The sequence below is a fragment of the Staphylococcus sp. GDY8P119P genome, from assembly GCF_017892075.1.
Taxonomy (GTDB): Bacteria; Bacillota; Bacilli; order Staphylococcales; family Staphylococcaceae; genus Staphylococcus; species Staphylococcus ureilyticus.
The window spans coordinates 787,596-801,676 of record NZ_JAESKJ010000006.1; the positions used below are offsets into that span (position 1 = coordinate 787,596).

The following is a 14,081-nucleotide window of genomic DNA, read 5'->3' on the forward strand; positions in this document are numbered from 1 at the left end:
ATAGATTTATTATATCTATAATAGGAAGATGATAAATTTATGAAATTTTCAAAGGCGACTGATTATGCTTTACATGCACTGTTATTTATGATTAATAATCAAGGTGATCAAAAAAAGATTCCTGTACAAGACTTAGCATCAGTTTTAGGTGTTTCTACAACTTATTTATCAAAAGTAATGACACGTTTAGTTAAGCGTAATATCATTTCTGCTAGTAGTGGTGCTAAAGGCGGATATCAATTAAAGAATGGATGGGATTCAGTATCTATCTATGAAGTCATTGTTACGATAGATGGGGAGCAAAGTTTATTAGAAGACACTTTTAATCATGATGAAGGCTGTCCTATCAAAGCTATAATGGAAGATGCTGAAACAACTTTGGTAACAACTTTGAAGCAAAAGAAACTATCGAGTCTGCTAAAACCTGTAGTTAAATAATTTTATAGTATAGAAATAGCAAAGCATAAACTATTTCTATACACTTTTTTAAAACTATTATAGATATTAAAAGTCTTTAATAGACGTGTAATTAAAAGGAGTGGAATGATGGAATATGAAGTAATTGTCATAGGCGGTGGCCCAGCAGGTATGAGCGCTGCATTGAATTTTGGTAGAGGAATGATGCATACATTAGTCATCGATGAAGATAAACCACGAAATAAAGTTACTCAATTATCACATGGTTATTTAACGCAAGATGGTATTTCGCCACAAAAATTTAAACAACAAGCTATAGAAGATGTCTCCAAATACAAAGATGTATCCATAGTGAATGCAAGGGTCGTAGATATTATACAAATTGAATCCGGATTTAAAGTATCAACAGCATCAAAATCCTATACAGCCAAGCAAATACTTGTTGCTACAGGTGTTAGAGAACATTTACCTAAAATAAATAATATTGAATCCTTTTACGGTAAAACGGTATTTTATTGTCCTTGGTGTGATGGCTTTGAAATGAAACATACTCAATTAGGCGTATTTTACTCTGATAAAGATGTAATACACATTGTTAAATTATTGAGAAATTTTTCGAAAAAAATCACTGTATTTACTAATGGTATTGAAACGTTAGAACCAGAGGCAATTAAATTTTTAGAACAACATCATATTGAGGTCTGTTCAACAACAATCAAAAAACTATTAGGAGAGCAGGGACAATTAAAAGGAGTCGAATTAGAAGATGGTAGTGTCATAAAAATAGAAGGTGCATTTACACAAATGGGGTGGGATACCGAATTCAATTTTCTAAATAATATATTGTTAGAACGTGATGAACAGGGCAAAATCAAATCATCACCATATGGAGAAACAAATATTAATGGATTATATGTAACTGGAGAGACTAAGGACAATTTTCCTAGCCAATTAATCGATGCGGCTTCAAATGGTGGTAACGTTGCTAAAAATATGATGATGTCACTTATAAACGAAACCTATCAATAAATAAACAAAGCTTTCGATTTCTATACCTTAAGTTAATGTTTTGGTAAACTGAAGGTAAGTAAAATTTAAGGGGTTGAACAAGTATGAATGATACTTTAATGAGTGTACAAATTATTCCTAAAACTGCTAATGGTGAAGATGTTATACCTTACGTAGATGAAGCAATTCAAGTGATCGATGATTCTGGTTTGGAATATCGCGTTGGACCTTTAGAAACAACTGTACAAGGTGAGATGAATGAATGTTTAATATTAATCCAAAAGCTTAATGAGCGAATGGTAGAACTAGAAATACCAAGTACTATCAGTCAAGTGAAATTTTATCATGTTCCAGAAGGTATAACGATTGAAACATTAACTGGAAAATATGATGAAATCTAAGTAGTTTTCTTGTAAGGTATTGCATTATGATAGTGTAAAATTGAAATTAAAGTCATAACTATAAGGTACATCGTTTATTTAATAAATGTTATTAAATGATACGTAAGTGCCTTATTTTTGTATCATTATTTTATTAAAAATGTTTGTTATTGGACAAAGTATATTTAATCAAGATGGTTTTTATTGTAAAATGTACTTTTGAAATCAACATTCATTATTGTAGATGACTTTTGCACTTTATTGCTAAATTTAATATAATGAAATAATGATTATAGATAAAGTTATAGAACTTTGAACGACTCGATTGTAAAACAGCGAGATAAGATCTATTTTAATGCGTTTGTTCATAGTTTTTATGATATAGAAAGGGTTTTGTTAGCGTGAATGAAGAACAAAGAAAGCAAACTTCTATAGATGTTTTGGCCGAGCGCGATAAGAAGACAAAAGATTATAGTAAGTATTTTGAGCATGTATACCAACCACCAAGTTTAAAAGAAGCACGTAAACGTGGTAAAGAAGAAGTACATTATAACCGTGATTTTCAAATCGATGAAAAATATCGTGGTATGGGTAAAGGTAAAACATTTTTAATAAAAACATATGGTTGCCAAATGAATGCACATGATACAGAAGTAATGGCAGGTATTTTAAGTGCTTTAGGTTATCAGCCAACAGAAGAAATCGATGAAGCGGATGTTATTTTAATTAACACTTGTGCAATTCGTGAAAATGCAGAGAATAAAGTGTTTAGCGAGATTGGCAATTTAAAACACTTGAAAAAAGAAAAACCTGAAACAGTTATTGGTGTTTGCGGTTGTATGTCTCAAGAAGAATCAGTCGTGAATAAAATATTAAAATCATATCAAAATGTGGATATGATTTTTGGTACGCATAATATACACAGACTGCCTGAAATACTCGAAGAAGCTTATCTCTCAAAAGCAATGGTGGTAGAAGTTTGGTCTAAAGAAGGCGATGTAATTGAAAATTTACCTAAAGTCAGAAAAGGTAATATAAAAGCATGGGTTAATATCATGTATGGCTGTGACAAATTCTGTACATACTGTATTGTGCCATTTACACGAGGTAAAGAGCGTAGTAGAAGACCACAAGATATTATAGACGAAGTTAGAGATTTAGCTCGTCAAGGATATCAAGAAGTTACACTATTAGGTCAAAATGTTAATTCATACGGTAAGGATATTGATGGATTAGAATATGGACTTGGCGACTTGCTAGAAGATATTTCGAAAATAGATATTCCTAGAGTACGTTTCACTACGAGTCACCCATGGGATTTCACCGATCGTATGATAGAAGTGATTGCTAACGGTGGAAACATCGTTCCACATGTGCATTTGCCCGTACAATCAGGAAATAATGCTGTTCTTAAAATTATGGGACGTAAATATACGAGAGAAAGCTATCTCGATTTAGTCAATCGTATTAAGTCAAAAATACCTGATGTTGCTTTAACAACAGATATTATCGTAGGCTATCCAAATGAAACTGCAGAACAATTTGAAGAAACATTGACTTTATATGATGAAGTAGCATTTGAACATGCATATACGTATATTTATTCTCAAAGAGATGGCACGCCAGCAGCTAAAATGAAAGATAATGTACCATTAGAGGAAAAAAAGGCAAGATTACAACAGTTAAATAAAAAAGTAGCCTATTATTCTGAACAAGCTATGGCACAATATGAAGGCCAAACAGTACAAGTTCTTTGTGAAGGTGCTAGTAAGAAAGATGATACTGTACTTGCAGGTTATACGAATAAAAATAAACTAGTTAATTTTAAAGCACCTAAAGAAATGATTGGAAAGATTGTTGATGTAAAAGTTGATGAAGCTAAACAGTTTTCATTGAATGGTACGTTTTTAGGCGTTAGTGAAAAAGCAGTGGTGACACAATAATGTATGAAAAAGATGAAATATTGGCAGAGGCAGATAAACTCAGTCAACGTATTCAATCATTAGACACTGTTAAAGAATATCAAGCGATTGAACAGCAAATTCATCAAAATAAAAATATTGAAACACGTATGAAAGACTTGAAAAAAACGCAGAAACAGTCTGTTAATTTACAAAATTATGGTAAACAGCAGGCACTGCGTCAGTCTGAAGATAAAATTCAAGATATCGAGCAAAACCTCAATATTATACCTATTGTTGAAGAATTTAGAGAATCACAAGCACAGGCAAATGACTTATTGCAAATGATGATTAGTACGATGTCAAACCGTTTAAATGAAATTCAACAAGATAAAGATTAATGCATAATCCATATGTAGAAAGGAAATGAGCAATATGAAAACAAGAAAATTAACACTGACTGCGATATTGATTGCAATAAATGTAGTGTTAAGTAGCATTGTTGTTATACCACTTGGGCCTATCAAAGCGGCGCCTATACAACATTTAATCAATGTGATATGTGCGGTATTTGTGGGGCCTTGGTTTGGTCTGGCACAAGCGTTTATTTCTTCGCTGTTAAGAATGGTGTTTGGTACCGGTAGTTTCTTTGCATTTCCTGGAAGTATGGTAGGTGTATTATTAGCAAGTGGTTTTTACTTTTATCGCAAGCATATTTTTATGGCAGCAATCGGTGAAGTTATAGGTACAGGCATCATTGGTAGTATTATGTGTATACCATTAGCCTGGGTATTAGGTTTTGCTAACTTTGCTGTCAAGCCTTTAATGATAGCTTTTATTGCTTCAAGTGTGATTGGTGCAATGATTAGTTATGTTATTTTAATGGTTATGAAAAGAAAAGGCATCTTAAAACGATTCTTATAAATATGAAAAGGTTAAGTTTCATTGCTTTTAACATATCAATGATTTAATTATAATGTGGATTTGTAATTAATTAATTGTATGTGCAAATGAAGCTTAATCTTTTTTATTTTATAAATATCATTCATCAAGTAGTTAAACGACAACATTTTACATCAATCCTAATTTGTAAGCATAAGCGTAAAAACTAAAGTTATGTTAAAATTTAAGAGTTAAATGGACAATAAAAATATCGAAATATGGTTTAAAAGTACGAAATAATATAAGAATAGAAACTAGTTATAAAGTAAAAATAGCAATCAGTTAAACAAGTGAGCAACCATCTGATTTAATGATATAACATACATAAATAATAGTTTATTTAATGTATTGTAAATAACAGTAAGAAACTAATAGAAGGATTGTGAAAGATTAAATGACTAACCAAACGCCAATGATGCAACAGTATTTAAAAATAAAATCACAATATCAAGATTGTTTATTATTTTTTAGATTAGGCGACTTTTATGAAATGTTTTTTGAAGATGCGAAAGAAGCTTCTAGAGTTCTAGAGATTACATTAACAAAGCGTGATGCTAAAAAAGAAAATCCTATTCCTATGTGTGGGGTACCTTACCACTCAGCAGATGGCTATATTGAAACATTAATTAATAATGGATATAAAGTAGCTATTTGTGAGCAAATGGAAGATCCTAGACAGACAAAAGGAATGGTGAAACGTGAAGTTGTTAGAATCGTTACGCCAGGTACGGTTATGGATCAAGGTGGCGTAGATGAAAAACAAAATAATTATATTTTGAGCTTTGTACAAATAAATGACTGTTATGCATTAAGTTATTGTGATGTATCTACGGGAGAACTAAAAGTAACTTCCTTTAACGATCAAGCTACATTAATAAATGAAATAACAACCATTAATCCAAATGAAATCGTGGTAAATGAGCATATTGATGAAGAACTAAAACGTCAAATAAGTTTAACAACTGAAACGATTACAGTATTGAATGAAATATCAGATGCACATTATGCAGTAAATACTAGTAATGAACAATCTTTATACAATGCGACTCAGTTATTACTTGATTATATTTTTCATACGCAAAAACGAGATCTATCTCATATAGAAACTGTTGTTAAATATGAAGCAGTAGATTTTATGAAAATGGACTTTTATGCAAAAAGAAATTTAGAATTGACAGAAAGTATTCGTCTGAAAAGTAAAAAAGGGACATTGCTATGGTTGATGGATGAAACTAAGACCCCTATGGGTGCAAGAAGATTAAAACAATGGATTGATAGACCGTTAATCCACAAAAATCAAATTGAATCACGTCTAGATACAGTTGAGCAATTTATAGACTTTTTTATAGAGAGAGATACATTGAGAGAACATCTTAATCAAGTATATGATATCGAGCGCTTAGTTGGTCGAGTGAGTTATGGTAATGTAAATGCTAGAGATCTAATTCAACTCAAACATTCAATTTCTGAAATACCCAATATTAAGCAATTATTAGATCGTTTAGATACAGAAACTACTGAGCAATTTAAAGCTCTTGAACCTTTAGATGAACTGTTAGCATTATTAGAAAATAGTTTGAAAGAAGAACCGCCAATATCTGTTAAAGAAGGTGGATTATTCAAAAAAGGATTTAATCAGGAGCTAGATGAATATTTAGAAGCATCGAAGAATGGTAAATCTTGGTTGGCTGAACTTCAGACTAAGGAGCGTCAACGCACTGGTATTAAATCACTGAAGATTAGCTTTAACAAAGTGTTTGGATACTTTATTGAAATTACAAGAGCCAACTTGCAAGGTTTTGACCCTTCTGCATATGGTTATCATCGTAAACAAACCTTATCAAATGCAGAACGGTTTATTACGGATGAATTAAAAGAAAAAGAAGACATTATATTAGGCGCTGAAGATAAAGCGATTGAATTAGAATATCAATTATTCGTTGAATTACGTGAACAAATAAAGACATATACAGAACGCTTACAAAAACAAGCAAAAGTTATTTCTGAATTAGATTGTTTGCAAAGTTTTGCCGAGATAGCACAAAAATATAATTATGCAAGACCTGCATTTAGCGAAGACAAAACACTTAAATTAACAAATTCGAGACATCCTGTTGTAGAACGCGTTATGGATCACAACGACTATGTGCCAAATGATTGTAATTTAGATCAAGATACGTTTATCTATTTAATCACTGGACCTAATATGTCTGGGAAATCTACTTATATGAGACAAGTTGCAATCATAAGCATTATGGCACAAATGGGTGCTTATGTGCCGTGTGAAACAGCTGTATTACCAGTTTTTGATCAAATATTTACAAGAATTGGAGCTGCAGATGATTTAGTTTCTGGTAAAAGTACATTTATGATTGAGATGTTGGAAGCACAAAAAGCACTCGCTAACGCTACAGAAAATAGTTTAATTATTTTTGATGAAATAGGTAGGGGAACCTCTACTTATGATGGATTAGCATTGGCACAAGCAATGATTGAATTCGTGGCACATACTTCTCATGCTAAGACATTATTCTCTACACATTATCACGAGTTAACAACATTAGATCAGTCGTTGCCTTCGTTGAAAAATGTTCATGTTGCAGCAAATGAATACAAAGGTGAGCTTATCTTCTTACACAAAGTTAAAGACGGGGCTGTCGATGATAGTTATGGTATCCAAGTTGCGAAGTTAGCACATTTACCAGAAGCAGTTATATCACGTGCACAAGTGATTCTAGATGCATTTGAACAAAATAATAATCATGGACAAGCGACAAATGAACAAATGAACGTTATTAAATCGGGCGTGGAAGCACCGCCGATAGAAAAATCATTTGTATCTGAAAACGAGCACAGCTATAACGATGACACGCAAGCACAAAGTAGCCACCAATTTGAACAAGCAGCTTTTGATTTGTTTGATTATCCTGCGGAACAAAGTGAAGTAGAGACTGAAATTAAGCAATTAAATTTATCGAATATGACACCGATAGAAGCTCTAGTAAAACTTAGTGAATTACAAAAACAGTTAAAATAGAGGTGAGGTCATTCAATGGGTAAAATAAAAGAATTACAGACATCTTTAGCAAATAAAATAGCAGCCGGTGAAGTAGTAGAAAGACCTGGATCGGTTGTGAAAGAATTATTGGAAAATGCAATTGATGCTCAAGCGACAGAAATAAACATAGAGGTTGAACAATCAGGAGTCGCTTCTATACGTGTGGTTGACAATGGTACTGGTATAGAAATCGATGATTTAGACTTAGTATTCCATCGCCATGCAACAAGTAAATTAGATGCAGATGATGATTTGTTCCATATTCGCACATTAGGATTTCGCGGTGAGGCTTTAGCTAGTATTTCTTCAGTTTCTAAGGTGACATTGAAAACATGTACAGATAATCAAGAAGGCCAAGAAATTTATGTGGAAAATGGGGAAGTTTTAAATCGAAAACCAGCTAAAGCAAAAAGAGGCACAGATATTTTGGTAGAGTCATTGTTTTATAATACGCCAGCACGTTTAAAATATATTAAAAGTCTCTATACAGAACTTGGAAAGATTACAGATATCGTGAACCGTATGGCTATGAGTCATCCTGATATTCGTATTTCACTAGTTTCTGATGGTAAAACAATATTAAAAACAAATGGATCAGGTAGAACAAATGAAGTCATGGCAGAAATTTATGGTATGAAAATTGCAAAAGATCTAGTTCATGTAACGGGTGATACAAGTGATTATCATTTAGATGCTTATTTTGCAAAGCCAGAACATTCTAGAAGTAATAAGCATTATATTTCTATCTTTATTAATGGCAGATATATTAAAAACTTCTTATTAAATAAAGCAATTTTAGAGGGCTATCATACTTTATTAATGGTCGGTCGTTATCCAATATGCTATATCAACATTGAAATGGATCCGATATTGGTAGATGTTAATGTGCACCCAACTAAACTAGAGGTAAGGTTATCAAAAGAAGACCAGCTTTTTGAATTAATTGTGACAAAAATTCGTGAAGCATTTAAAGATCGTATTTTAATTCCTCAAAATGATATGGATAAAATGACGAAGAAAAACAAGGTATTAGACCAATTTGAGCAACAGAAAATGGACTTCGAAAAACGGCAACAACAAAATAACCTTGAGCAAAATGTTGAGCAATCAAGTGAACCAAACGTGAATAATGCAAATAACGCAAGTGCAGACAATTCAACATCCTATATAAATCAACCGGATAATGAACGAAGCGGCATTCAAGAGTCACAAAATGATTATGATGATTATAAGAAAATACAAAATGATTTGCTTTATGATTTAGAAACGACAAGTAGTGATTCTACTGATAACGAAGTATCAACCGCGGATAACATTTTACAAGACAATGGTGAAGAAGATATTAAAGGGCGCGTGAGTGCTTCGCCAACACGTAGAATACCTTATATGGAAATTGTTGGACAAGTGCATGGCACTTACATCATCGCTCAAAATGAAAATGGTATGTTTATGATTGATCAACACGCAGCTCAAGAAAGAATAAAGTATGAATATTTCAGAGAAAAAATTGGTGATGTTGTAAATGAAAGTCAAAATTTATTGATTCCATTAACTTTCCATTTTTCAAAAGATGAATTAATGATAATTAATCAATATAAAGATGAATTAGATAAAGTAGGCGTGCATTTAGAACCATTTGGTGGACATGATTACATTGTAGATAGCTATCCAGTATGGTTTCCTAAAGAAGAAGCTGAAGAAATCATCAAGGATATGATCGAATATGTATTAGAACATAAAAAAGTTGACGTGAGAAAAATTCGTGAAGAAGCTGCGATTATGATGAGCTGTAAAAAATCAATCAAGGCTAACCACTATCTAAAAAATAACGAGATGGCAGATTTAGTTAATCAATTGAGAGACACTGAAGACCCATTTACCTGTCCACACGGTAGACCCATTATTATTAATTTCTCAAATTATGAATTAGAACGCCTATTTAAACGTATTGTCTAAGGAGGAATTCATGTTGAAACCGCATATTTTGCCTGCAGTTCGCTCAATGAAAGATTTAGAAAAATTAACGATGACCGATTACAAGGCATGTGTCATGTTAGATGCGCATATCGGACATGTTAAAAGTATTATGGGTCTATTAAACAAGAATAAGATTGAAACATACATGCATATCGATTTAATCAAAGGTATGAGCCATGATGAATTTGCTTGTGAATATATCATTCAAAATTATCATCCTAAAGGCATCGTTTCAACTAAGACAAAAGTAATTAATAAAGCAAAATCATTAAATACTACAACCGTGTTCAGAGTGTTTGTATTAGATAGTCATGCACTATCTAGAAGTATCGAATTGATTAAGCGTGTAGAACCAGATTTTGTGGAAGTTTTACCTGGTATTGCTACTAAAGCAATACGTATCATTAACGAAGAAACAAATACTGCAGTAATTGCAGGTGGGCTCATAAATAGCAAAGAAGAAGTAGATGTTGCAGTTTCAAATGGTGCAAAATATATTACAACTAGTGACCGATCACTATGGTAATCGAATCATGTATTGTCACTAAAATGATAAAAATTTAACTATTTCCATATTATTGGTTCATTTATTTGTAATCAATCGTTGTGAACGAGTATAAGGGGATGACGACAATGATAAAACCAAAGCAATTGAAAGTAGGAGACACAGTAGCAATTGTGTCTCTTTCTTCTGGTTTAGCAGGTGAAAGTAATATGTTATGGCGAACTCGACAAGGCATTCAACGTTTGGAAAATGAATTTGGCTTAAAAGTCAAAGTAATGCCAAATGCCTTAAAAGGTGTAGCGTTTATTCACAATCATCCAGAATGTAGAGCTAAAGATTTAAATGAAGCAGTAAAAGATCAAGAAGTTAAAGCTATTATTAGTTGTATTGGCGGAGAAGATGCGATACGTATTTTACCTTATGTAGATTTCCAAGCAATTGCAAACAACCCTAAAATATTCAGTGGTTATTCAGATACAACAACAGTACATTTGATGTTTTATAAAATGGGAATAGTTAGTTTTTATGGTCAGGCATTACTTACTGACTTTGCAGAAAATATAGCAATGGATACATATACAGTAGAGAATATTAACAAGTGTTGGTTTAATACAAATAAAATAGGAAAAATAGAACCAGCATTTTATATGAGACCATATGGATTAAAATGGAATAAACAAAACAAATATACATGTAGAGCTAAAATAGAACAAAAAGGATACGAAATATTAAATGGAAATAAAAAAGTGAGCGGACACCTTTTAGGTGGAAATCTAGAAACTTTTGTTGATTTAATGCATACATCAATATTTCCTGAAATTGAAGCATTTAATGGTGCAATATTATTTTTAGAAACCTCAGAAGACACACCTACACCTGATATGTTTGCTAAATATTTAGAGGAATTGCTGAAGCAAGGGATTTTAAATCACCTGAATGGTATGATTTTTGGTAAGCCATTTAATAATGTATATTATGAAAATTATAAAAGAGAGATATTAAAAATAATTAAAAAAAGCAATAATCCTAAAATGGTAGTTTTTTATAATTTATCATTTGGTCATAACGAGCCCAAACATGCGATTCCTTATGGGTTAACGGCACAAATTGACCCATTGACTAGTCAATTTAGTATTGATGAAAATAGTGTGATATCAACTTGAGTTGTGACAACTTTTTTACAAAGTATTTGACAACGCTTACAACAACGGTGTAAGATGTACACAAGTTAATATTTAGAACAGAAATGGGAGATTTCTACAGTAATTAAACCGGTGGTTCACAACTGGATATAATTGTAGGGGTCTCCCTGTCTTATTTTAGGAGGAGTCTTTATGAGTGAATATTTTGCTGAATTTTTGGGAACAGCAATACTTATACTATTTGGAGGAGGCGTTGTTGCGAACGTCAACTTAAAAAGAAGTAATGGGAATGGCGCAGATTGGATTGTTATTGCTACAGGTTGGGGATTAGCAGTTACTATGGGAGTGTACGCGGTAGGTAATATTTCAGGTGCACATTTAAATCCTGCAGTTACTTTAGCATTTGCCATGGATGGTGCCATTAGTTGGGCTATGGTGCCAGGCTATATTATCTGTCAAATTCTAGGTGGTATCGTTGGTGGTGCATTAGTTTGGTTAATGTATTTAGCACAATGGAAAGCCACAGAAGACCAAGGCACAAAATTAGCTGTATTTTCTACAGCACCTGCCATTAAAAACTATTTTGCAAACTTCATGAGTGAAATTATTGGTACAGGTATTTTAACAATGGGGCTTTTATTCATTGGTATGAACAAAATTGCTGATGGTTTAAATCCATTAATTGTCGGTAGTTTAATCGTTGCAATTGGATTAAGTCTAGGTGGGCCAACAGGTTATGCAATTAACCCAGCTCGTGATTTAGGTCCACGTATTGCACATGCGATTTTACCAATCGCAGGTAAAGGTGATTCTAATTGGTCATATGCAATTGTACCTGTGTTAGGGCCTGTAACTGGTGGTATGATTGGTGCAGTGATTTACAGATTATTTTACAAAGGTGCATTTGATACAATGTCGGTAGTTGCTATCGTATTATTAATTATCACACTTGTTTTAGGCGTAACGTTAAATAAAGCGAAAAATGCTAAAGGTATAGAAACTATATATTAATTACGTTTAATTTAAGTGTATTTACGTTAAAATATAACTAGATATTATTGTCATTGTATTAATATAAAATTATTAGTTGAGTGAACTAATAAAAATTGGGTACAGAGAAATATATATATCAATGTGAATTACATATGTAATTCGTATTACGAACATTTGAAGAGGGAGCTAATCATTATGGAAAAATATATTTTGTCAATCGACCAAGGCACTACGAGTTCGAGAGCAATTCTATTTGATCAAGATGGAAAAATTAAAGGAGTTGCACAGCGTGAATTCAAACAATATTTTCCAAAATCAGGCTGGGTAGAACATGATGCCAATGAAATTTGGACGTCCGTTTTAGCTGTTATGGCGGAAGTTTTAAATGAAGAAAACATCGGTGCAGATCAAATAGCTGGTATTGGTATTACAAACCAACGTGAAACTACGGTAGTATGGGATAAGAAAACATCAAGACCAGTGTATCATGCGATTGTTTGGCAATCTCGTCAAACTCAAGGCATCTGTCAAGAATTAAAAGAACAAGGTTTAGAAGATAAATTTAGAGAAAAAACAGGTCTTTTACTAGATCCATATTTTGCTGGAACAAAAGTTAAATGGATTCTAGATAATGTGGAAGGTGCTAGAGAGAAAGCTGATAATGGAGATTTATTATTCGGTACTATTGATTCTTGGCTAGTGTGGAAATTATCTGGTGGTAAAGCTCATATTACAGATTATACGAATGCAAGCCGTACGTTGATTTATAATATCCATGATTTAGAATGGGACCAAGAATTATTGGATATATTAGAAATTCCAAATACTATGTTACCTGAGGTTAAAGAATCTAGTGAAGTTTATGCAAATACCATTGATTATCATTTCTTCGGACAAGAAATTCCAATTGCTGGTATTGCAGGTGACCAACAGGCAGCATTATTTGGTCAAGCATGCTTTGAACGTGGAGATGTAAAAAACACTTACGGTACAGGTGGCTTTATGCTGATGAACACTGGTGAAGAAGCTGTAGCATCTGAAAGTGGATTATTAACAACAATTGCCTATGGACTAGACGGAAAAGTTAATTATGCACTTGAAGGTTCTATCTTTGTTTCAGGATCAGCTATTCAATGGTTGAGAGATGGATTGAGAATGATTAATTCTGCACCACAATCAGAAAATTACGCGGAACGTGTAGAATCTACGGAAGGTGTTTATGTTGTGCCAGCATTCGTAGGTTTAGGAACACCATATTGGGATGCTGATGCACGTGGAGCAATCTTTGGTTTAACGCGTGGTACTGAAAAAGAACACTTTATTCGTGCTACATTAGAATCATTGTGTTATCAAACACGTGATGTGCTTGAAGCAATGGAAAAAGATTCTGATATTACAGTAAATAACCTACGTGTCGACGGTGGTGCTGTTAAAAATAACTTTATTATGCAATTCCAATCAGACCTATTAAACGTGAGTGTGGAACGTCCAGAAATTAACGAAACAACAGCTTTAGGTGCCGCTTATTTAGCTGGTTTAGCTGTAGGTTTCTGGGATAGTAAAGATGAAATTGCTAACCGTTGGAAACTTGAAAAAGAATTTAATCCAGATATGGAAGAAAAAGAAAGAAATAAATTATACAAAGGCTGGAAAAAAGCTGTAGAGGCCACTCAAGTCTTTAAGTTAGACGAAGAATAAAAGAATTAGACTTATCTAAGTTTCTTATGCTATAATAAGGGTAAGTTAATATTATCGAGA

The 14,081-nt window shown here is 32.7% G+C and carries 12 protein-coding genes; all 12 read left to right on the forward strand.

Annotated features, from left to right (window positions below; genetic code table 11):
• The first annotated feature begins 39 nt into the window (after positions 1-39).
• The 12 genes from KA830_RS07880 (at position 40) to glpK (ending at position 14,021) form a co-directional block, all read left to right on the forward strand.
• Entirely contained in the window at positions 40-438 is a 399-nt protein-coding gene (locus KA830_RS07880) for an RrF2 family transcriptional regulator (RefSeq protein WP_064209022.1), read from the forward strand.
• A 108-nt stretch (positions 439-546) separates the two neighbouring features.
• On the forward strand, positions 547-1,446 hold the full coding sequence (locus KA830_RS07885; protein WP_070658451.1) for an NAD(P)/FAD-dependent oxidoreductase: 900 nt from the start codon (positions 547-549) through the stop codon (positions 1,444-1,446).
• 83 nt (positions 1,447-1,529) lie between these two features.
• A complete protein-coding gene (locus KA830_RS07890; RefSeq protein ID WP_046208602.1) occupies positions 1,530-1,826 on the forward strand; it encodes a thiamine-binding protein in 297 nt (98 codons plus the stop codon).
• Between the two features lie 380 nt (positions 1,827-2,206).
• Positions 2,207-3,748: a tRNA (N6-isopentenyl adenosine(37)-C2)-methylthiotransferase MiaB gene (gene miaB, locus KA830_RS07895; RefSeq protein WP_070658454.1), complete on the forward strand. Its 1,542-nt coding sequence runs from the start codon at positions 2,207-2,209 to the stop codon at positions 3,746-3,748.
• Entirely contained in the window at positions 3,748-4,107 is a 360-nt protein-coding gene (locus tag KA830_RS07900) for a YlbF/YmcA family competence regulator (RefSeq protein ID WP_070812723.1), read from the forward strand. Before miaB ends, KA830_RS07900 begins: the two co-directional genes overlap by 1 nt.
• A 34-nt stretch (positions 4,108-4,141) precedes the next feature.
• Entirely contained in the window at positions 4,142-4,630 is a 489-nt protein-coding gene (gene thiW / locus KA830_RS07905) for an energy coupling factor transporter S component ThiW (RefSeq protein ID WP_046208599.1), read from the forward strand.
• Between the two features lie 433 nt (positions 4,631-5,063).
• Entirely contained in the window at positions 5,064-7,685 is a 2,622-nt protein-coding gene (mutS, locus tag KA830_RS07910; RefSeq protein ID WP_481906240.1) for a DNA mismatch repair protein MutS, read from the forward strand.
• 15 nt (positions 7,686-7,700) lie between these two features.
• A complete protein-coding gene (gene mutL / locus KA830_RS07915) occupies positions 7,701-9,662 on the forward strand; it encodes a DNA mismatch repair endonuclease MutL (RefSeq protein ID WP_046208597.1) in 1,962 nt (653 codons plus the stop codon).
• Positions 9,663-9,675: 13 nt separating this feature from the next.
• Positions 9,676-10,209 carry a glycerol-3-phosphate responsive antiterminator gene (locus tag KA830_RS07920; RefSeq protein ID WP_046208731.1) on the forward strand — a complete coding sequence of 178 codons (534 nt, stop codon included), beginning with the start codon at positions 9,676-9,678 and terminating at the stop codon, positions 10,207-10,209.
• Positions 10,210-10,316: 107 nt separating this feature from the next.
• Positions 10,317-11,351: a S66 family peptidase gene (locus KA830_RS07925; protein WP_145381296.1), complete on the forward strand. Its 1,035-nt coding sequence runs from the start codon at positions 10,317-10,319 to the stop codon at positions 11,349-11,351.
• A gap of 171 nt (positions 11,352-11,522) precedes the next feature.
• A complete protein-coding gene (locus KA830_RS07930) occupies positions 11,523-12,341 on the forward strand; it encodes an MIP/aquaporin family protein (RefSeq protein ID WP_210134173.1) in 819 nt (272 codons plus the stop codon).
• A 177-nt stretch (positions 12,342-12,518) separates the two neighbouring features.
• A complete protein-coding gene (gene glpK, locus KA830_RS07935; RefSeq protein WP_046208594.1) occupies positions 12,519-14,021 on the forward strand; it encodes a glycerol kinase GlpK in 1,503 nt (500 codons plus the stop codon).
• Positions 14,022-14,081 lie beyond the last annotated feature (60 nt).